The sequence below is a fragment of the Streptomyces sp. NPDC001599 genome (assembly GCF_042893535.1).
In the GTDB taxonomy this organism is placed as follows: domain Bacteria; phylum Actinomycetota; class Actinomycetes; order Streptomycetales; family Streptomycetaceae; genus Streptomyces.
The window spans coordinates 14,767-34,102 of sequence record NZ_JBIAVA010000014.1 but is presented as its reverse complement, the minus strand read 5'-3'; the positions used below and the strand labels follow the sequence as shown (position 1 = coordinate 34,102).

General features: G+C 72.4%; 21 protein-coding genes. 9 read left to right on the top strand and 12 right to left on the bottom strand.

From position 1 onward, the window contains the following. Window positions 1–26 precede the first annotated feature (26 nt). Window positions 27–1,556, bottom strand: coding sequence for an IucA/IucC family protein (locus ACFYZ3_RS29440; protein ID WP_388523842.1), 1,530 nt, complete (start codon window positions 1,554–1,556; stop codon window positions 27–29). A 139-nt stretch (window positions 1,557–1,695) separates the two neighbouring features. Between ACFYZ3_RS29440 and ACFYZ3_RS29435 the strand changes: the two genes are divergently transcribed. The 3 genes from ACFYZ3_RS29435 (at window position 1,696) to ACFYZ3_RS29425 (ending at window position 5,356) form a co-directional block, all read left to right on the top strand. Beyond that, complete coding sequence (locus tag ACFYZ3_RS29435; RefSeq protein WP_388523840.1) at window positions 1,696–3,222, top strand: IucA/IucC family protein; 1,527 nt, start codon at window positions 1,696–1,698, stop codon at window positions 3,220–3,222. 62 nt (window positions 3,223–3,284) lie between these two features. Then, window positions 3,285–4,550, top strand: coding sequence for a VWA domain-containing protein (locus ACFYZ3_RS29430; RefSeq protein ID WP_388523838.1), 1,266 nt, complete (start codon window positions 3,285–3,287; stop codon window positions 4,548–4,550). Continuing rightward, on the top strand, window positions 4,550–5,356 hold the full coding sequence (locus tag ACFYZ3_RS29425) for a hypothetical protein (protein ID WP_388523836.1): 807 nt from the start codon (window positions 4,550–4,552) through the stop codon (window positions 5,354–5,356). Before ACFYZ3_RS29430 ends, ACFYZ3_RS29425 begins: the two co-directional genes overlap by 1 nt. Window positions 5,357–5,398: 42 nt before the next feature. Here the strand turns inward: ACFYZ3_RS29425 and ACFYZ3_RS29420 are convergent, their stop codons facing one another. Then, window positions 5,399–6,049 (bottom strand): winged helix-turn-helix transcriptional regulator, encoded by a 651-nt coding sequence (locus tag ACFYZ3_RS29420; protein WP_388523833.1) that lies wholly within the window; start codon window positions 6,047–6,049, stop codon window positions 5,399–5,401. 87 nt (window positions 6,050–6,136) lie between these two features. Here ACFYZ3_RS29420 and ACFYZ3_RS29415 point away from each other — a divergent pair, with 87 nt between their 5' ends. Next, window positions 6,137–7,345, top strand: a complete 1,209-nt coding sequence (locus ACFYZ3_RS29415) for a pyridoxal phosphate-dependent aminotransferase (RefSeq protein WP_388523830.1) — start codon at window positions 6,137–6,139, stop codon at window positions 7,343–7,345. A gap of 10 nt (window positions 7,346–7,355) precedes the next feature. Here the strand turns inward: ACFYZ3_RS29415 and ACFYZ3_RS29410 are convergent, their stop codons facing one another. Beyond that, window positions 7,356–7,817: a hypothetical protein gene (locus ACFYZ3_RS29410; RefSeq protein ID WP_388523827.1), complete on the bottom strand. Its 462-nt coding sequence runs from the start codon at window positions 7,815–7,817 to the stop codon at window positions 7,356–7,358. A 105-nt stretch (window positions 7,818–7,922) separates the two neighbouring features. On the opposite strand from ACFYZ3_RS29410, the gene ACFYZ3_RS29405 reads away from it, so the two are divergent. From ACFYZ3_RS29405 to ACFYZ3_RS29395, 3 genes are read left to right on the top strand one after another with little or no spacing between them, the layout of a single operon-like run. Next, complete coding sequence (locus ACFYZ3_RS29405) at window positions 7,923–8,522, top strand: histidine phosphatase family protein (RefSeq protein ID WP_388523824.1); 600 nt, start codon at window positions 7,923–7,925, stop codon at window positions 8,520–8,522. Between the two features lie 47 nt (window positions 8,523–8,569). Then, window positions 8,570–9,217 carry a hypothetical protein gene (locus ACFYZ3_RS29400; RefSeq protein ID WP_388523821.1) on the top strand — a complete coding sequence of 216 codons (648 nt, stop codon included), beginning with the start codon at window positions 8,570–8,572 and terminating at the stop codon, window positions 9,215–9,217. A gap of 54 nt (window positions 9,218–9,271) precedes the next feature. Then, window positions 9,272–9,694, top strand: a complete 423-nt coding sequence (locus tag ACFYZ3_RS29395) for an acyl-CoA thioesterase (protein WP_388523818.1) — start codon at window positions 9,272–9,274, stop codon at window positions 9,692–9,694. A 16-nt stretch (window positions 9,695–9,710) separates the two neighbouring features. Here ACFYZ3_RS29395 and ACFYZ3_RS29390 read toward each other — a convergent pair whose 3' ends face one another. From ACFYZ3_RS29390 to ACFYZ3_RS29350, 9 genes are all read right to left on the bottom strand, one after another. Further along, complete coding sequence (locus ACFYZ3_RS29390; RefSeq protein ID WP_388523815.1) at window positions 9,711–9,863, bottom strand: hypothetical protein; 153 nt, start codon at window positions 9,861–9,863, stop codon at window positions 9,711–9,713. A gap of 137 nt (window positions 9,864–10,000) precedes the next feature. After that, window positions 10,001–11,389, bottom strand: coding sequence for a nucleobase:cation symporter-2 family protein (locus ACFYZ3_RS29385; RefSeq protein WP_388523812.1), 1,389 nt, complete (start codon window positions 11,387–11,389; stop codon window positions 10,001–10,003). Between the two features lie 255 nt (window positions 11,390–11,644). Beyond that, window positions 11,645–13,033 carry an 8-oxoguanine deaminase gene (locus ACFYZ3_RS29380; RefSeq protein ID WP_388523809.1) on the bottom strand — a complete coding sequence of 463 codons (1,389 nt, stop codon included), beginning with the start codon at window positions 13,031–13,033 and terminating at the stop codon, window positions 11,645–11,647. A 72-nt stretch (window positions 13,034–13,105) separates the two neighbouring features. Beyond that, on the bottom strand, window positions 13,106–14,521 hold the full coding sequence (locus ACFYZ3_RS29375; protein ID WP_388523806.1) for a nucleobase:cation symporter-2 family protein: 1,416 nt from the start codon (window positions 14,519–14,521) through the stop codon (window positions 13,106–13,108). Window positions 14,522–14,585: 64 nt separating this feature from the next. Beyond that, window positions 14,586–15,521 (bottom strand): factor-independent urate hydroxylase, encoded by a 936-nt coding sequence (pucL, locus tag ACFYZ3_RS29370; RefSeq protein WP_127892693.1) that lies wholly within the window; start codon window positions 15,519–15,521, stop codon window positions 14,586–14,588. A 7-nt stretch (window positions 15,522–15,528) separates the two neighbouring features. Then, on the bottom strand, window positions 15,529–15,930 hold the full coding sequence (gene uraH, locus ACFYZ3_RS29365) for a hydroxyisourate hydrolase (RefSeq protein ID WP_388523802.1): 402 nt from the start codon (window positions 15,928–15,930) through the stop codon (window positions 15,529–15,531). Continuing rightward, the gene (uraD, locus tag ACFYZ3_RS29360) at window positions 15,927–16,442 is read right to left on the bottom strand and encodes a 2-oxo-4-hydroxy-4-carboxy-5-ureidoimidazoline decarboxylase (RefSeq protein ID WP_388523799.1); all 516 of its coding nucleotides are present in this window, start codon (window positions 16,440–16,442) and stop codon (window positions 15,927–15,929) included. The genes uraH and uraD overlap by 4 nt, the downstream gene beginning before the upstream one ends. A 149-nt stretch (window positions 16,443–16,591) precedes the next feature. Next, complete coding sequence (locus ACFYZ3_RS29355) at window positions 16,592–16,960, bottom strand: helix-turn-helix domain-containing protein (protein ID WP_361016140.1); 369 nt, start codon at window positions 16,958–16,960, stop codon at window positions 16,592–16,594. Further along, complete coding sequence (locus ACFYZ3_RS29350) at window positions 16,957–17,223, bottom strand: hypothetical protein (RefSeq protein WP_361016138.1); 267 nt, start codon at window positions 17,221–17,223, stop codon at window positions 16,957–16,959. The genes ACFYZ3_RS29355 and ACFYZ3_RS29350 overlap by 4 nt, the downstream gene beginning before the upstream one ends. 142 nt (window positions 17,224–17,365) lie before the next feature. Between ACFYZ3_RS29350 and ACFYZ3_RS29345 the strand changes: the two genes are divergently transcribed. Further along, a complete protein-coding gene (locus tag ACFYZ3_RS29345; protein ID WP_388523794.1) occupies window positions 17,366–18,205 on the top strand; it encodes a TIM barrel protein in 840 nt (279 codons plus the stop codon). A gap of 47 nt (window positions 18,206–18,252) precedes the next feature. After that, the gene (locus ACFYZ3_RS29340; RefSeq protein WP_388523791.1) at window positions 18,253–19,143 is read left to right on the top strand and encodes a 2-hydroxy-3-oxopropionate reductase; all 891 of its coding nucleotides are present in this window, start codon (window positions 18,253–18,255) and stop codon (window positions 19,141–19,143) included. Window positions 19,144–19,336 lie beyond the last annotated feature (193 nt).

The window sequence follows — 19,336 nt, the reverse complement described above, 5'->3', positions numbered from 1 at the left end:
ATTGGGCGTCGCGGTGGGCCGCCGCCTCATGCCCCGCGCAGCGGGTTGGCCAGGGGGCGGTAGCGGGCGTCGGCGCCGTCCGCGCCGGTCCAGCGCAGCAGCAGGTTGGTCTTGGCGGGGAGGGTGGGGGCGGTGAGCAGCGCGGGAATCTCGGGGAGGCCGTGGCGGGCCAGTTCGCGGCGGACGGCGGGCCAGGGGTCGAGGCCGGGGTGGTGTTCGGCGAGGGCGGCGGCGATCTCGTACAGGTGGTTGACGACGAGGCAGTAGACCAGGCGCTCCCAGCCGGCCGCCCGGGGGGTGTCCGGCAGCAGTTTGACGCCCTCCGCGTCGCGGAACAGGGCCTGCACCGGCATGCCGGTCGGGTCCACGGCGACCAGGGTGTTCTGCAGGTGCGCCTCCAGGACGACGCCGTCGTCGGCGAAGGCGGTCAGGACGGGCGGCACGACGGCGGCGAGGTACGCCTCCCACCAGGCCGCCGGGTCCGCGGTGGCGGTCAGCGGGCTGCCGGGGAAGCCCTCCACGAGCGCGGCGGCCAGGAGCGGGGTCGCGCCGGGCAGCAGGTGGTCCCGCAGTCCGTCGCGGACGACGACGGCCAGTTCCTCGAAGGCGAAGTCCGCGGTGCGGTGGCCGCGGTCGCCGAGCCAGGCGGCGGGGGGTCCGACGGAGGCGAAGGCCTCGGTGACCGCGGTGTCGGTGCGGCGCAGGCGCATCAGGTCGTGGCGCCACAGGCGGCGGATGTCGTTGGTGACCCGCACGTCGAGGCTGAACTTCAGGAACAGGTCCTGTCCGGGCAGGTACTCGGGCGCGTACACCGTGCGGATCGCGGCCGTGGGCCAGGCGAAGAAGCCGGTCGTGCCCACCCGGACGAGCCGGCCGTCGGCGAAGGCGGGGGCCAGGGCGGGTGCCGTCAGCTCCAGCTGCCAGGGGTGGGCGGGCAGCAGGCGGTAGCCGGGCGGGGCCTTGCCGAGGGCGTCGAGGGCGGTGGTGTCGCCCTCGTCGACGACGGTGTCCTCGCGCACGGCGAGCAGCGCCAGCGGGAAGCGGGCGTGCGCCTCGGGCGCGTACGGCAGCCACCCGGCGTGCGGGCCGCCGCCGCGTGCCTTGGGGGCGGGGTGGTGGGTGTGGCCGGTGAGCAGGGCCTGCTCGGAGCGGAGGTACGGGTCCGCGGGCGGGGTGGCACGCGCGCGTGCCGTCAGCAGCGCGGCCACCGCGTCGCGGCTGTCGGTCATCTCGGTGGGCAGTTCGTGGTTGGGCACACCGGTGTGCCGGCGCAGTGCCTCGGCGACGAGCTTCACCAGTTCGGCGTGGTCGACGCGGTGCCACCCGTCCGCCGTGCGGACCTCCGGTTCGGCGGGCCGCCGCCCTGGGCGCACCCGCAGCAGTCTGCCGCCGGGCAGCCGGTACACGGGGCGGGCACCGGGGCCCGGCAGGGGTTCGGCCACCTCGCGCAGCAGGCAGTTCAGCAGCGGTACGGCCGCGTGGGCGTCGGCGCGGCGCGCCACGTCGTCCCGGGAGTCGGCGCCGGTGGGCGGGGGCAGGAGATCCACGCGTTCCACTCGTTCCCTACGGTCGGTCCATGGCGGAGAGGACGGAGACGATCAGTATGTCTCTCGTGGTGACCCTCGTCGGCCCTCCGCCCTGCCGCCCCACCCGTACACGTACGTGTCCCCGTTCCCTTACCCGAGGAGTCAGCCCGTGCATCGTCCCTCCAGCGCTGCGGCCGAGGTCGCCGACGAGGTGGCGGCCGTACGCCCCGCTCTGGCCGCCCGGTTCACGGCCGAGCGGCCCGGGGCCCGCGCGGCCGTGCTGTCCCGGCTGTGGCGTGCGCTCGCCTTCGAACCGCTGCCGTGGATCGGAGGCCGGGAGGGGTCCGGGGACGGTCTCGTCCTGCGGCTGCGGGACGGCCGCCGGCTGACGGGTCCGGCCGCCGACCCGTACCGCACGGACGCGTACGTCCCGGTGGTACGGCTGGACGAGGTCGCGTACGACGACCCGGAGCGGCTGATGACGGACCTCGCCGTACCGCACTCGGCCTCCTTCGCCGCCGAACTCGGGCGCAGTGCGGCGTCGTTGGCACTGTCGCGTGCGGCGCAGCCCCGGGCCGCGCGGGAGGGGGCATCCGGGAATCACCCGGACGAGTGGCCGGACAGCGACTGGGGGTGGGAACAGCGGGTGGTCGACGGGCACCCGTACCACCCGGGCTGCCGTGCGCGGCCGGGGTTCTCGGTGGCGGAGCAGCTGGCGTACGGGCCCGAGCACGGGCCGGTGGTGGAGCTGGGGCTCGTGCCGGTCCCGGCGGCGGAGTGCCTGGTGACGGGGGTGTGGCCCGGGGAGTGGCGGGACGGGGCGCGGGTGGTGGTCCCGGTGCATCCGTGGCAGGCCGCGCACGTGCTCAAGCAGTCGTACGGCGCCGGGCCCACCGCGCATCCGCTGATGTCCCTGCGGACCCTCGCCGTACCCGGCTCGGTGCACGTCAAGACGGCGCTGAGCACCCGGCTGACGTCCTCGGTGCGGGACATCTCGGTCGCCTCGATCGCCGCGTCGGGCGACCTGTCGTCGTTCGGGGAGGACGTGGCGGCGCGCCTCGACGGCCTGCTCCACGTGACCCGCACGCTGGGCGCGGCCACCGCCCACTCCCCCGACCTGGCCGCCGTACTGCGCGAAGCGCCCGAGGTGTACGCCTCGCCGGGCGAGCACGTCGTCCCGGTGGCCGCGCTGGCGACCACCGGGCTGCCGCGCTCCCCCGCGTGGCTCGCCGCCTTCGCCCGTCTCGCGCTCACCGTCGGGCTGCGCGCGCTGGAGCTGGGCGTGGCCCTGGAGGCCCACGGTCAGAACCTCCTGGTCGTCCTGTCCCCGACGGGCGACCCGCTCCGCCTGGTCTACCGCGACCTGGCCGACATCCGCGTCTCCCCGGCCCGCCTGGCCCGGCACGGGATCGCCGCGACCGGCCTGCCCGACCGGATCCTCACCGACGAACCGGTCGCGCTGCGCCGTAAGTTGTTCGGTTCGCTGGTGGGCGGCGCCCTGGCGGCGACGGCCGGCTCGGGCCCGGCACTGCGGACGTGCCTGGAGGCAGCGGTGCCCGAACTGCCGCGCACCGGGGACGTCATGGCCCTGCGTGAGGGGCCGCTACCGGTCAAGGCGCTGACGGCGATGCGGACTTCGCCGGGGAGCACGGGCGATGTGTGGACGGAGCTGCCCAATCCGCTGCGGTGGAGGTGAAGCCGGGGCATCGGCACGGTCTCGTTTTGGAGCGCGGCACCACTGATCAATAGGATCCGCCGATGATCACAAGAACACGGCTGGCGGCGGGTGCCTGTGCCCTGCTCGCCGCGCTGGCGGCCGGGATGGCGTTCCCGGTCGGGGCGAGTGCCGGTGAACCCACGGGTGAGGACGCGCCGAAGGTCGACCTCGTGCTCGACGTCAGCGGTTCGATGCGGACGCGGGACATCGACGGCGGTACGCGCATGGCGGCGGCGAAGCAGGCGTTCAACGAGGTGCTCGACGCGACGCCGGAAGAGGTGCAGCTGGGCATCCGGACGCTCGGCGCGGACTACCCGGGCGACGACCGCAAGACCGGCTGCAAGGACACCGCGCAGCTCTACCCGGTCGGGCCGCTGGACCGCACCGAGGCGAAGACGGCGGTGGCGACCCTGGCGCCGACCGGCTGGACGCCGATCGGCCCCGCGCTGCTCAAGGCGGCGGACGACCTCGACGGCGGCGACGGCTCCAAGCGGATCGTGCTGATCAGCGACGGCGAGGACACCTGCGCTCCGCTGGACCCGTGCGAGGTGGCCCGCGAGATCGCCGCCAAGGGCATCGGGCTGACCATCGACACGCTGGGTCTGGTCCCGAACACCAAGATGCGGCAGCAGCTCAGCTGCATTGCCGAGGCGACCGGCGGCACGTACACGTCGGTCGAGCACACCGACGAACTGACCGACAAGGTGAACCAGCTGGTGGACCGGGCGGCCGATCCGGTGGTGACGCCGGTGGCCACCGAGGGCGCGGACGCGTGCGCGAAGGCGCCGACGCTGAAGTCGGGGCTGTACACCGACCGCGAGGAGTTCGGGCAGCAGCGCTGGTACCGGGTGGACGTGGAGCCGGGTCAGGAGCTGCGCGCCTCGGTGAGCGTGGGCGCCGACCGGGCCGTGAACCCCTCCTACGGGGTGCTGCTGCGCGCGGTGACCGTGCACGGCCGGGAGATCGTGCGCGGTGAGGCGGCGGGCAACGGCCGCACCGACGTGCTCTCGACGGGGCTGCGGTACCCGAAGGCGGAGAGTGACGAGGACGGCGCCCCGGCCGAGGGCGTGTGTCTGCAGGTCACCAACTCCTTCTCCGTCGCCTCCGGTGTGAAGACCACGCCCGGTCTGCCGCTGGAGCTGACCGTCGACGTCGTGGACGGCCCGGGCGACTCCGACGACGTGGCCGCCTTCGGCCTCGGGCGCGGCTGGTGGCTGCTCGGCCTGCTGGTGCTGGTCGGCTTCGTCGCCGGTCTGCTGTGGGGCTGGCTCTCGCGCTGGCGGTTCGCGATCTGGAGGACCAACTGATGCGATTCACCCGAGCGTTGAGCGCGGCCGTCGTGCTGCTCGGTCTCGCCGCGGCTCCCGCGGCGGCCGACTCCTCGCCCTCCGCGAGCCCGTCGGGGGACGGTGACGCGCCGACCACGGCGGGCACGTCCTTCCGTACCGCGACCGAGTTCGAGCAGGGGCAGGTGGCCACGGCGAACGGGGCCGCGGGCGACTACCTGTACTGGTCGTTCCCGGCCGACGCCGGGCAGCGGCCCACCGTCAAGGCCACGGTGAAGCTGCCCGAGACGCACGCCGCCCAGACCTGGCGGGTCGACGTGTACGACGGGCTGCGCCGCCGCCAGGCCTGCCAGTGGGGCGCCCAGGCCCGCACCGCGGACGCGGGCACCTCCTCCGTCGAACTGGCCTGCGTGCTGCGCACCGTGCGGGCCTGGACCGAGCCGTGGGCCAACGACCCGCTGCCGGGCACCTACTACGTCCGGCTCACTGCGGTGAACGTGCCCACCTCCGACCTCGGTGTGCCCGTCTCCGCCGAGGTCCGGGCCGACTCCAAGGACATGGGCGGGGCTGCGGCGGTGGACGGTTCGCTGGCCGAGCCGCTGGTGCCGGGCATCGCGCTGACGTCCGGCGCCGCCGAGGACGACGAAGGGGACCGGGGCGCCGTGCTGTCCGCGATCGAGCCGGAGGACGGCTGGTCGTCGGGCTGGTGGTCGGACCGCTGGGTATGGAGCGGGATCGGGGCCGTCCTGGCCGCGCTCGCGGGCATCGGCGGCTATGCGCTGACCCGTGGTTCGGGACGGCCGTCCCGGGTGCCGCCCGGCGCCTGATCCACCCTCAGAAGGCCCGCCCGAGGCGGGCCTTCTGCCGTCTCATCCCTCCCGCAGCGCCTTGGCCGCCGTGCCGTCGCCGGTCACCCCGACGCGGCCGTCGCGCACCGCGTCGCGCAGACCGACCTCGCCGCGGCCGAGGGCCGCGCAGGTCGCGGCGTCCAGCACGAGCCGGGCGTCGGGCTCGCCCGGCGCGGGCCCCTCGCCGTACACGGGACCGTCCTCCCCCTCGGCGCGGGCATCGGCGTACAGGTGGAAGTCCCCCTCCTCCAGCCGGACCTCGACGAGCCCCTCCGCCGCGCCCGCCTCCCGCAGGGCCCGCAGCAGCGGCAGGGCGAACCAGTGCGCGCGTACGGCGTCCGTGGGCCGGCGCTCCCCCAGGTCGCCGGCGCCCCACGCTCCGAGCGCCTCCAGGACGGGCAGCAGGCCGCGTCCCCGCGCGGTGAGTTCGTAGACGTACGCCGCACCCGGCGGGGGCAGCCGGCGCCTGGTCGTCAGTCCCTCGCGCTCCATGTCCTTGAGCCGGGAGGCGAGTACGTCCGTGCTGACGCCGGGCAGGTCGGCGTGCAGGTCGGTGTAGCGCCGCGGACCGGCGAGCAGCTCCCGGACGATCAGCAGGGTCCAGCGGTCGCCGACGGCGTCGAGCGCGCGGGCGGCGGAACAGTACTGGTCGTAGCTACGGCGAGGTGACATGCGACGCAGTGTAGACAAGTTGTTGGACTTTCCAAGCTGCCACTTGGTAAAACCAAGCAACACCAGATTCCGGAGGGGAAGCCGCGCATGGAGTTCCGGCAGTCGAACAAGCTCAGCGAGGTCTGTTACGAGATCCGCGGCCCGGTCATCGAGCAGGCCAACGCACTGGAGGAGGCGGGCCACAGCGTCCTGCGCCTGAACACCGGCAACCCGGCCCTCTTCGGCTTCGAGGCGCCGGAGGAGATCGTCCAGGACATGATCCGGATGCTGCCGCAGGCGCACGGCTACACGGACTCGCGCGGCATCCTCTCCGCCCGCCGGGCCGTCGCCCAGCGCTACCAGGCCCTCGGCCTGGAGGTCGACGTGGACGACGTCTACCTGGGCAACGGCGTGTCCGAGCTGATCTCCATGGCCGTGCAGGCCCTGCTGGAGGACGGCGACGAGGTGCTGATCCCCGCCCCCGACTTCCCCCTCTGGACGGCGGTGACCACCCTCGCGGGCGGCAGGGCGGTGCACTACCTCTGCGACGAGCAGGCGGAGTGGTACCCCGACCTGGCCGACATGGAGGCGAAGATCACCGACCGCACCAAGGCGGTCGTCATCATCAACCCCAACAACCCCACCGGCGCCGTCTACCCCAAGGAGATCGTCGAGGGCATCCTCGACCTCGCCCGCCGGCACGGCCTGATGGTCCTCGCCGACGAGATCTACGACCAGATCCTTTACGACGACGCCGTGCACCACTCGGCCGCCTCCCTCGCCCCCGACCTGGTGGTGCTGACCTTCTGCGGCCTGTCCAAGACATACCGGGTGGCGGGCTTCCGCTCCGGCTGGCTGGTGGTGACGGGACCGAAGCAGCACGCGAGGGACTACCTGGAGGGCCTGACCATGCTGGCCTCCATGCGGCTGTGCGCCAACGCGCCCGCCCAGTACGCCATCCAGGCCGCGCTCGGCGGCCGCCAGTCCATCCGCGAGCTGACGGCCCCCGGCGGACGGCTGCACGAACAGCGGGACGTGGCCTGGGAGAAGCTCAACGAGATCCCCGGTGTCTCCTGCGTCAAGCCCAAGGGCGCGCTGTACGCCTTCCCGCGGATCGACCCGGCCGTCCACAGGATCCACGACGACGAGCGCTTCGTCCTGGACCTGCTGCTGCGGGAGAAGATCCAGGTGGTGCAGGGGACGGGCTTCAACTGGCCCTCCCCCGACCACTTCCGCATCCTGACGCTGCCGCACGCGGAGGACCTGGAGGCGGCGATCGGGCGCATCGGGCGGTTCCTGAGCGGGTACCGGCAGTAGCGGCCGGGGCTCAGCCCTTCCGGGTGAAGCGGACGCCCAGGTCGCACGGGGTTTCCGGATCGGACGTGGCGCACAGGGTCTCACCGTCGTCGACGACCGTCAGCGTGAGCCGGCAGGGCTCGTCGGACTGCTCGGTGAAGGACAGGCCGATCTCCGATCCCGACCGGGCCCGCGGCGAGGTCATGTACAGGCCGTCGCCGTCGTCGGCGAAGAAGGCCCAGTCGCCGGCGGTGTGCCCGCCCGGGCAGCCGGCACCGGCGAGCTTGCCCGAGTCCAGCCCGGACGCGGTGAAGGTACGGTCGGCGGACAGGGTGAGGGCCGTGTCGTCGCCGGCCTGCCAGGCGGCGGTGACTCGGACGGCGGAGACCGTCGCGGTCCGGGCGCCGGTATCGTCGCACGCCGTGGCCGCCGGCAGAGTGATCAGCACGGCGGCCGTCCAGCGGACGGCGGGTGCGAAGGGTGTCTTGAGCACGGAGGGATCCTAGATCCGGGCACCCGCCGGGGACCGAGTCGGTTCCGTGGGCCATGCTGCCCATGTGACACCGTGCTGACGAGCACGGTGGAAAGGCGGAGGTCCATGGGTGATCTTTTTCTGGTCCGGCACGGTGAGACCGAATGGTCGCGCTCGGGGCGGCACACCGGGCTGACGGACGTCCCGCTGACCGAGAAGGGGCGGGAGCAGGCCCGGAGTCTGGTGCCGCTGATCCGGTCGCACCGGATCGGGGCGGCCTTCGTCAGCCCCTTCCAGCGGGCCCGGGAGACGGCCGAACTGATCGGGCTGCACGGGGTGCGGATCGAGCCGGACCTGCACGAGTGGGACTACGGCGGCTACGAAGGAATCACGACCGTCGAGATCCACCGGAGCCGGCCGGACTGGTTCCTGTTCACGGACGGGGTCGCGCCCGGACCGCCGGACCACCCCGGGGAGACGCCCGAGCAGGTGGGTGAGCGGGCCGACCGGGTGCTGGCCACGGTGGAGGCGGCCTTCGCCAACACCGAGGGGTGCGTGGTGCTGGTGGCGCACGGGCACTTCCTGCGCGTGCTGACCGCCCGGCACCTGGGTCTTCCGCCCTCGCACGGGGCGCTGTTCCAGCTGGGTACGGGGACGCTGTGCCGGCTGGGGACGGAGCACGGGCGGCCGGTGATCGCCGCCTGGAATGTCAGACCTCCGTCGTAGTCTTCGAAGGCGTCACCGGTGAGCCGACGAGAGAAGGGGGGCACGCCGTGGCACTGTCGCCGACCGCCGCGCAGCGGCGTGTCATCGCCGCCGCCGATCCCGCCACCGGACGCCTGAAGGGTACGGAGACCCAGCTCGCGGCGCTGGTGAGGCGGGGGCTCGCCTTCCGGCATCCGCGCCCGCCGCACGACCACTTCCTGACCCCGGCCGGGCACCGGATACGGGAGGCGGCCGACGCGCCGGAAGAGCCGGAGGCGCCGGAGCCCGCCGGAGCCCCGGCCGCCGGGGGTGTGTTCGCCGCACGGGTCGGCGGGGAGGAGGCCGCGCCGGGCGGCTCGGGGTCCGCGCGGCTGCGTGAGGTGCGCGGCGCCTGGCAGGGGCTGCTGGAGCTGCGCCGGATGACGCATCCCGACGGGAGCACGGACCGGCCGTGCGCGTGGGAGCGGACGCATCTCGTGCGGGCCGCCGCACTCGCCCTGGAGGCGGCCGGGCACCGTCCGGCCGGTCCGGACGGCGACGACGGATACCGGGTGCGGGCGACGCCGCAGCCCGAGGCGGTCGCCGTGTACGAAGGCGACGGCGCCGCGCTGCGGGAGTGCGCGGCGACGCTGGAGCGGGCGGGCTGGCAGACCGGGGAGCACACCGAGCCGCGCACACGGGCCCGTTACCTGCTGGCCTCCCCGCGAAAGGTGTGACGCCCGCATGTCAGGATCGGTCCGTCCGTACGTGTGCGAGGAGAGGCAGCAGCAGTGAGCGAACCGTTCTCCGTTCCCGTGACCGTCCGCGGGTACGAGACCGACACCCAGGGCCATCTGAACCAGTCGGTGTACCTGAACTACGCCGAGCACGCCCGCTGGTCGATGCTCCAGGCGGCCGGGATCCGACAGGCGGACCTGGTCGCCCGCGGGGTCGGGCCGGTGGCCCTGGAGACGACCATCCGGTTCCAGCGGGAGCTGCTCGCCGGTGACGAGGTCACGGTGACCTGTGCCTTCGAGTGGGGTACGGGCAAGACCTTCCGGATCCGGCAGCTCATCACCAAGGCGGACGGCACGGTCGCCGCCGAGATCGAGGCCGTCGGCGGGCTGATGGACCTGCGCGAGCGCAGGCTGGTGGCGGACCCGCGGCAGCGTTTCAAGGAACTGGCGGCCCGGCCGGAGCTGTTCGGACTGTAGGCCGACGGATGCCGCGTCAGGCGTCCGTCGGCTCCGGCCGGTGCTCGGTGTCGTGGGCCGCGCGGGCCTCGGTCGAGGGGCGGCGGCCCGCCTTCCGGGTGGCGACGACGATCGCCACGGCCGCCCTGCGGTGTCGGGAGGGGCGGGACCGGTGAGGCGCCGGTGACATGGAGCGGGACGGTTCGTCCCGGACGACACACCGCCGGGACGGTTCGTCCCGGGCGGCACACCGCGCGGACGGCGGGTCGCCCGGGACGAACCGTCCCGTCACCGGACAGCGATGGAGCCCTGGCGGGGCTCCCGGCGTCACGGCATCGCCGCGGCCCGGGACGACTCCGTGATCTCGTCGCCCGCCTCCATCGGGTGGGTGACGTCCTCCGCGTCGCGTTCCCGGCCGCCGATGTGGTTGAAGACCAGGTTGAGCAGGACCGCGGCCACGCAGCCGGTCGAGATGCCCGAGTCGAGGATGATGCGCGCGTTCTCCGGGAACGAGTGGTAGAACTCCGGCGCCGCGATCGGGATGATGCCGACGGCCAGCGAGACCGCCACGATCAGGACGTTGTTGTCCTTGTCCAGGCTCGCCCGCACCAGGGTCTGGATGCCGCTGGCCGCGACCGAGCCGAACAGGACCACGCCGGCACCGCCCAGCACCGGGCGCGGGACGACGGCGATGAGCGAGGCCGCCATCGGGCACAGGCCCATCAGGACCAGGAAGCCGCCGCCGACCGCGACGACGTACCGGCTGCGGATCTTCGTCATCGCGACCAGGCCGATGTTCTGGGCGAAGGCGCTGCACATGAAGCCGTTGAAGACCGGGCTGAGGGCGGAGCCGAGGGTGTCGGCGCGCAGTCCGGCCGCGATGGTCTTCTCGTCGGCCGGGCGGTCCACGATCTCGCCGAGGGCGAGCATGTCGGCCGTGGACTCGGTCATCGAGACCACCATCACCACGCACATGGAGATGATCGCGGCGATCTGGAACTGCGGGGCGCCGAAGTGGAACGGCGTCGGGAAGCCGACCACGTCCGCGTCCGCGACCGGGCCGAAGTCCGTGACGCCGAACGGGATCGCGACGAGCGTGCCCGCGATCAGGCCGAGCAGCACGGCGATCTGCTTGACGAAGCCCCGGGTGAAGCGGCGCAGGAACAGCACGATGACGAGGGTGATTCCGGCCAGGCCGAGGTTGGTCGCCGAGCCGAAGTCGTCCGCGGTGGGGCTGGGTCCCTGTGCCCAGCCGAAGGCGACGGGCAGCAGGGATATGCCTATCAGGGTGATGACGGTGCCGGTGACGACCGGCGGGAAGAAGCGGATCGCCTTGCTGAAGAAGGGGGCGGCGACGAAACCGAGGAGTCCGGCGACGATGACCGCGCCGAAGATGATCGGCAGCGCGTCGGACTTGTCGTCGGTGGAGGCGACGACCGCGGTCATGGGGGCGACACCGGCGAAGGTGACGCCGTTGACGAAGGGCAGCCGGGCGCCGATCTTCCAGATGCCCAGCGTCTGGAGGAAGGTGGCCAGGCCCGCGGTGAACAGACAGGCGCCGGTGAGGAAGGTCAGCTCGGTGGCGCTCAGGCCGATGGCCGCGCCGACGATCAGGGGCGGGGCGACGACCCCGGCGTACATGGCGGCCACGTGTTGCAGGCCGGTCGTCGCCATCTTCAGTGGCGGGAGTTTCTCGTCAACAGGGTGGTCGGCCACGGCGGCGTTCCTCCGGTCGGTTACACGTCGGCTCTGACGTGGGTGTCAGGGAGGTGGAGCTAGTGGTGGTCGTGCGGGACCGGGACGGACCGTTCGGGGGAACGGGCGACCGCTCCGGGGCGTGCGCGCAGGGGCGCACACCCCGGAGTAGGCCACCGTGGACCCCGCTCGGGTCCACGGTTACCGGCCGGGAGCCGTCCCTCCCGGCCGGAGATCAAGTGGTGTTCTGCTGTGCGGTGTTCGGCGGCGTCCGGCTCAGTCCTGCGCGGCGATCCGGGCCAGGCGCCGTGCCTCGTCCCGGGTGGAGCGGGCGACGGCGTCCTCGTCGACCGTGAGCAGCCTGCCGTCCTCGACGATCTGCCGTCCGTTCACGAACGACGCCGTGACCGGGGAGGGGGCGCCGAGGACCAGGGCGGTCACCGGGTCGGCGATCGAGGAGTGGGCGAGGGTGTCCATGCGCCACAGCACCAGGTCGGCGAGCTTGCCCGCCTCCAGGGAGCCGGTCTCGGCGGCCCGGCCGAGGACCCGCGCGCCGCCGTACGTGCCCAGGCGCAGTGCCTTGCGCGCGTTCAGCGCGGCCTCGCGGTGGGCGCCGAGTCGGTTGATCAGCAGGGCGTTCCGCAGTTCGGTGTGGAGTTCGCCGGACTCGTTGGAGGCGGTGCCGTCGACGCCGAGGCCGACCGGGACTCCGGCGGCGAGCAGGTCGGGGACCCGGGCGATGCCGGCGGCCAGGCGGGCGTTGGAGGACGGGCAGTGGGCGACGCCGGTGCCGGTGCGGGCGAAGGCGGCGATGTCGGAGTCGTTCATGTGGACGCAGTGCGCCATCCACACGTCCTCGCCGAGCCAGCCGGTGGATTCGAAGTAGTCGGTGGGGCCCATGCCGAACAGCTCGTGGCAGAACTTCTCCTCCTCGACGGTCTCCGAGCCGTGGGTGTGCAGCCGCACGCCGAGCCGGCGGGCCAGCTCGGCGCTGTGCCGCATCAGTTCGGTGGAGACGGAGAAGGGCGAGCAGGGGGCGACGGCGACCTGGGTCATCGCGTCGAAGGAGGGGTCGTGGTGCTCCCGGACGGTGGCCTCGGTGGCGGCGAGCGCGTCGTCCAGGCTCTCCACCGCGAAGTCGGGCGGCAGCCCGCCGTCGGACTCGCCGCGGTCCATCGAGCCGCGGGCGAGGGTGAAGCGGACGCCCATGTCGCGGGCGGCGCGGATGATCGCGCCGGACAGGTCGCCGGCGCCGCGCGGGTGGATGTAGTGGTGGTCGGCGGCGGTGGTGACCCCGCCGCGGGCCATCATCGCCAGCGAGCCCTGGGCGGCCGCGTGGGCCATCGGCTCGTCGAGGCGCGCCCAGGTCGGGTACAGGGCGACCAGCCAGTCGAAGAGCTTGTGGTCCGTGGCCAGGCCCCGGGTGAGCCACTGGTAGAAGTGGTGGTGGGTGTTGACCAGTCCGGGGGTGGCCAGGTGGCCGGTCGCGTCGATCCGGCGTACGACGTTCTCCAGGTCCTCGGGTGCCCCGCCCGCGCCGACGGACTCGATGCGGTTGCCGGCGAGCACGACGTGACCGGAGGCGTACTCGGTGTCGCCCGCGTCCACGGTGGCGATCGCACAGTGCTCGATGACGGTGCGTTCGGTTGCCGATGCTGCTGCCATGCTGCTTCCTTGCCTTTCGGTGGGGCCCGCGGGCGGGGAGTCGAGTACCCGCGGGGAGGGCACGGCAGGACCCTAGGAGGATTTGAGTGCCGGGACCGGGTGGCGGCTCCGGGTGCCGAGGTGGTGGAAGAACAGGTTGAGGGCGACCGCGACGATCGCTCCGGCGCTGATGCCGGAGCCCAGCACGGTCTGGGCCCAGGCGGGGAACTCGGCGTAGAAGGTCGGCGCGGCGAGCGGGATGATGCCCGCGCCGAGCGCCACGGCGACCAGGATGATGTTGGAGCTGTCGTCCAGCCCGGCCTCGGAGAGCGTACGGATGCCGCTGACCGCGATCGAGCCGAACAGCACGATGCCCGCGCCGCCGAGCACCGGCATCGGCACCAGCGAGACGACCGCGCCGAGGACCGGGAAGGCGCCGAGGACGAGCAGGGTGGCGCCGGCGACGGCGACGACGTAGCGGCTGCGTACCCGGGTGAGGGAGACGACGCCGACGTTCTGGGCGAAGGCGGAGGTGGGGAAGCCGCCGAAGACGGGTCCGACGAGGGTGGCGAGGCCGTCGGTGCGCAGGCCGCGGGTGATGACCCTGGCGTCGGCGCGGCGGTCGCAGATCTCGCCGAGGGCGAGCATGCCGGCGGACGACTCCGTCATCAGGACCAGCATGACGATGCACAGCGACAGGACGGCCGCGGGCTGGAACTCGGGCGCGCCGAAGGCGAAGGGGGTCGGCAGGGCGGCGACCGGCGCGGAGTCCAGGGCGCCGAAGTCGGCCATGCCGAAGGGGATGGCGGCCAGGGTGCCGATCAACAGACCGAACAGCAGGGCCACTTGTTTGACGAATCCCTTGCCGAAGCGCTGGACGACGAGTATGACCGCGAGGGTGAAGGCGGCGAGCGCGAGGTTGCGCATCGAGCCGAAGTCGGCGGCGGTCTTGTCGCCGCCCTGGGCCCAGCCGACCGGGACCGGCATCAGCGTGACGCCGATGAGGGTGATGACGACGCCCGTGACCAGCGGCGGGAAGAAGCGCAGCAGTCGGCCGAAGAACGGTCCGACGGCGAGGCAGAAGACACCGGCGACCATCACCGCGCCGTAGACGGCGGGGAGTTGGCTGCCCTGCGCGTTGGTCTCGACGATGGCGAGGATGGGGGCGATACCGGCCGAGGAGGCGGCGTTGACGAAGGGCAGGCGGTTGCCGACGAAGCCCTTGACGCCGAGGGTCTGGAGCAGGGTGGCGACGCCCGCGATGAGCAGCGAGGCCGCGATCAGCCGGGTGCGGCCCTCGATGTCCAGTCCGCAGGCCTGGCCGATGATGAGCGGAGGAGTGACAACGCCCGCGTACATGGCGGCGATGTGCTGGAGTGCGGCGGGGACGAGCCGCGAGGGGTGGAGCTTCTCGTCGACCGGGTGCACGGACGTGACGGCGTCCTCGGTGTGCTCCGGTGACGGGGTGGAACTCGAGCCTTTCGCCGGCTCCGTTGCAGGCTGTGCCATGGTGTTCCCTCCGGTGTGACGCGCCGCCGGCCCGGGCGGCCGGGCCGGTGGCGCGCGTCCCGCGTCAGAGGTTGGTCATGTCGACCGGGATGAGTTGCTCGGCGCCGTCGCGCAGGATGGTGGCCTCGATCAGGCCGTAGGGGCGGTCGGCGGCGTAGTACACGGCGCCGTCCTTGGCCTCGTTGTCGATCCCGAAGGGCGACAGGTCCGAGCGGAAGTGGTGCTTGTTGGGCATCGAGAAGCGGATCTCGTCGACCTCGTCGCGGGAGTTGAGCACCCGCACACCCATCTCGAAGAGGGTCTGCTGGAGCGAGTACGAGTAGGTCTCGGCGAACGCCTGGAGCGCGTGCTTGCGCACCCCGCCGTAGGAGCGGTCCCAGTCGGGGGCGTGCGAGTCGATGCCGTCCCAGTTGTGCCGCCACCAGGTGGAGACGGTGGTGGCGAGGATGCGGTCGTGGTCCTCCGGAAGGGTCGTGTACTTGTCCTTGAGGAAGCCGAAGAACTCGGAGTTGGTCGAGTTCAGGACGGTGAGGTCCTTGAAGCCGGAGAGCACCTGGATGCCGTGGCCGTCGTAGGTGATCTGCGCGACGCGGGTCTCCTGGCCGGTGCGGACGAAGGAGTGCGCGATCTCCTCCGCACCGACGAAGCGGGCGCCGCCCTTCGACGTCTCGATCCGCTCCCAGCCGTACTCCTCGATGCGGATGCGGGCCCGGTGGATGGGCTCGTTGTTGTCCACGAAGTGGCGGGCGAGCTTGACGCCGAGGTCCTCGGCGCTCTCGATGCCGTGCTCCTTGGCGAAGGCGAACACCGTGTTCTTGGTGGTGTCGGTCGGCAGGACGTTGGCGTTGGAACCGCTGCGGTGGACCTCCTCCATGTCGCCGGACAGGGCGACGGAGACGTTCAGGTCCTTGATGTGGTGCGTGTCGCCGTCGCGCGTGATCTTGACGACGCGGTTCTCCGCCTTGCCGTACTGGTTCTGTCCCAGGACGAAACGGGTCATGATTCGGTCAGCTCCCTCGGTAAACGGAGTAGCCGAACGGGTTGAGCAGCAGCGGAACGTGGTAGTGCTCGCCGGGCACCACCGCGAAGGTGATGGTGACCTCGGGGAAGAACACGGGCCGGCCGTTCTCGCTGTCCCGGAGCGCGGGGGCGTCCTGCTGGGCCGCGGCTTGTTTCTTGGCGAAGTACGTCTCGGTGTCGAAGTCGAGCCGTACGTGGGTGGTGCCCTCCGGCAGGGCCGGGAGGTCCTTGCACCGGCCGTCGGCGTCGGTCGCGGAGCCGCCGAGTGCCTGCCAGTCCGCTTCGCGGCCCGCACGGGCGGCGAGGTGGACGGCGACGTCCCCGGCGGGGCGGCCGACGCTGGTGTCCAGGATGTGCGTGGACACGGAGGCGGTGGTGCTGGTGCTCATGGTCGGGCGTCCTGTTCGAGAAGTCGGGTCAGGCGGATGCGGTTGATCTTCCCCAGTTCGGTGCGGACGATCTCCCGCTCCTGCTCGGGCGAGTTCCCGATCCGCTCCAGAGCCGCGTCCCGCATCTGCTCGCCGGTCCGGCCGGTGGCGCAGATGAGGAAGACGTGGCCGAACTTCTCCTGGTAGGCCAGGTTCAGTTCGAGCATCTCCGCCTTGAGTTCCTCGGCGGCGCCCGCCATGCCCGCCTGTTCGCGGGACGAGGTCGCATCGCCCGGCTTGGGGCGGCCGATCGGCGGGTGTCCGGCCATCGCCTGGGCGAGGTCGTCCGCCGTCAGCTCGGCCATGGCGGCGTCGCTGGCGGCGTACAGGTCCTCGGCGGTGGCGAAGGGGCGGGCGGCGAGCAGGTACCGGGCCCACGCCGTGGCGGCGCACGCCTCGTGGAGTTCCGCGAGTGCCGCGGTCTCCTCGAGGGTGTTGAAGCGGGCCAGGCCCGACGCGGAAGTGGACGTCACGGGAGCCTCCGTGGCCTTGTGCTGAGCGGGCGTGCCGATAGCTAACGCCCTCGGAAACAAGCCGTCAACACTTTGTTGAAAATTCGGGGTCAGAAAAGCCGCCGCCCGGTTACCGGACGGCGGCTGGAGGCGCGAAGGAACCGTGCAGGTCAGGTGCCCTTCTCGCGGTTGAGGTAGTTGTACACGGTGAAGCGGCTGACGCCGAGGGCGCTCGCGACGGTCTCCACGCCGTGCCGTACGGCGAAGGCGCCGCGTGCCTCCAGGGCCCGGACGACCTCCTGCTTGGTGCGGCGGTCCAGGTCGGCCAGCGGCCTGCCCTGCCGGCGCTCCATGGCGGCCAGGATGTGATCGAGGGAGTCGGCGAGCTGGGGCAGGCGTACGGCGACGACGTCCGCGCCCTCCCAGGCGAGCACGACATCCTCGAGACCCGCCTCGTCCGGCGGCAGCATCTCGCCGCCCATGGCGTCGACCAGGGGCTTCACGGCCGCGATGAACGGCTCCTCGGCAGGACCGGTCACCGCTCGCCCTCCCCCTCGACGCCCTCTCCGACCACGTTGACCTGGAGCGAGATCCGGGTCGCGCCGGCCTCCAGGGAGCGGCGCAGCAGCGCGTCCACGGCGGTGAGCACCTGGTCGGCGCCGCCCTCGGCGGTGTTGCCGAAGGGGCCGACGTCCACCGCGTCCAGTTCGGCCGCCTCGACGACCTCCCGGGCCACCACCGCATGGGCGGGCGCCTCGTCGAGGTCGAAGGGCTCGGTCGTGAACTCCACTCTCAATCGCACGCGGTCAACCTAACGCGGGGTGACCGCTTTGCGCCGCCCCCTCTTGACAACAGCCGCACTCCCCGGGCAACCTTCCATCAAGCAGAAACGAACTTCCGTAATACGGAAACACACCCTCAAGCGGAAGGGAGCGCGGCATCCCATGGGATTCGCAGAGCAGCGCTTCAACGTCAACCTGTCGATCCTCTTCACGGAACTCCCGCTCCTGGAGCGCCCCGCGGCCGCCGCCGCGGCCGGCTTCACCGCGGTCGAGCTGTGGTGGCCCTGGATCGACTCGCCCACCCCCGAGCAGTCCGAACTCGACGCCCTCAGGTCGGCGATCGAGGACGCGGGCGTCCGGCTCACCGGCCTGAACTTCTACGCCGGGCAGCTGCCCGGACCCGACCGGGGCGCGCTGTCGATCCCCGGCGCGGAGTCGGACCGCTTCCGCGCCAACATCGACGTGGCCGCCGACTTCGCCCGGTCGCTGGGCTGCACGGCGCTCAACGCGCTGTACGGCAACCGGGTCGAGGGCGTGGACCCGGCCGAGCAGGACAAGCTGGCGCTGGAGAACCTGGTCCTCGCCGCCCGCGCGGCCGACCGGATCGGCGCGATCCTGCTGATCGAGGCGCTCAACGAGCCCGAGTCGCCGCGGTACCCGCTGGTGTCGGCACCGGCCGCGATCGGGGTCGTGGACAAGGTCAACGAGGCCACCGGTCTCGGCAACGCCAAGTTCCTCATGGACCTCTACCACCTGTCCATGAACGGCGAGGACCTGCCGCAGGTGATCGACGCGTACGCCGCAAAGACCGGCCACGTCCAGATCGCCGACAACCCGGGCCGCGGCGCACCCGGCACGGGCTCCCTCCCGCTGGAGGACCTGCTCGACCGGCTGGCGAAGGCCGGGTACGACGGCTGGGTCGGCCTGGAGTACAAGCCCGGCGACGCCCCCAGCTCCCAGTCCTTCTCCTGGCTGCCGGCCGGGGCCCGCGCGGCCCGCTGAGCGCCACCCGCAGAACTCTTCAGAGATTTTCCAGAGAGGTACCCATCATGAGCACGCTCCCCAAGGTCGCCTGGGTCGGTCTCGGCATCATGGGCTCCCCCATGTCCGAGAACCTGATCAAGGCGGGTTACCAGGTCACCGGCTTCACCCTGGAGCAGGAGAAGCTGGACCGCCTCGCCGCCGCCGGCGGCACCGTGGCCGGCTCGATCGCCGAGGCCGTGCGCGACGCCGACGTCGTCGTGACCATGGTGCCCGCGTCGCCGCAGGTCGAGGCCATCGCCTACGGCCCCGACGGCATCCTGGAGAACGCGAAGTCCGGCGCGCTGCTGGTCGACATGTCCTCGATCACCCCGCAGACCTCGGTGGACCTCGCGAAGGCCGCCAAGGACAAGGGCATCCGCGTCCTGGACGCCCCCGTCTCCGGCGGCGAGGCCGGTGCGATCGAGGCCGTGCTGTCCATCATGGTCGGCGGTGAGCAGGCCGACTTCGACGAGGCCAGGCCGCTCCTGGAGGCGCTCGGCAAGACCATCGTGCTGTGCGGCCCGCACGGCTCGGGCCAGACCGTGAAGGCCGCCAACCAGCTGATCGTCGCCGTCAACATCCAGGCGTGCTCCGAGGCCGTGGTCTTCCTGGAGAAGTCCGGCGTGGACCTGAAGGCCGCCCTGGACGTCCTCAACGGCGGTCTGGCCGGCTCGACCGTGCTGACGCGGAAGAAGGACAACTTCCTCGGCCGCGACTTCAAGCCGGGCTTCCGCATCGACCTGCACCACAAGGACATGGGCATCGTCACCGACGCCGCCCGCAACGTGGGCGCCGCGCTGCCGGTGGGCGCCGTGGTGGCCCAGCTGGTCGCCTCGCTGCGCGCCCAGGGCGACGGCGGCCTGGACCACTCGGCGCTGCTGCGCGCCGTGGAGCGCCTGTCCGGCGGCCAGGTCTGACCGTCGTACCGGCCCCATGAGACCTCCGGGCGGCGCGGTCGCTGACACCTGTCATGTCGCGCCCGAGCGGCGGCGCCGCCCGGAACCCACTTCAACAAACTGTTGACGTGCCACAGTCCCAAATCTAGGCTCCACGAAGCGGAAATCAGTTTCCACTAGATGTTCCCGCTGAACCCTCGTCTGCAAGGCCACG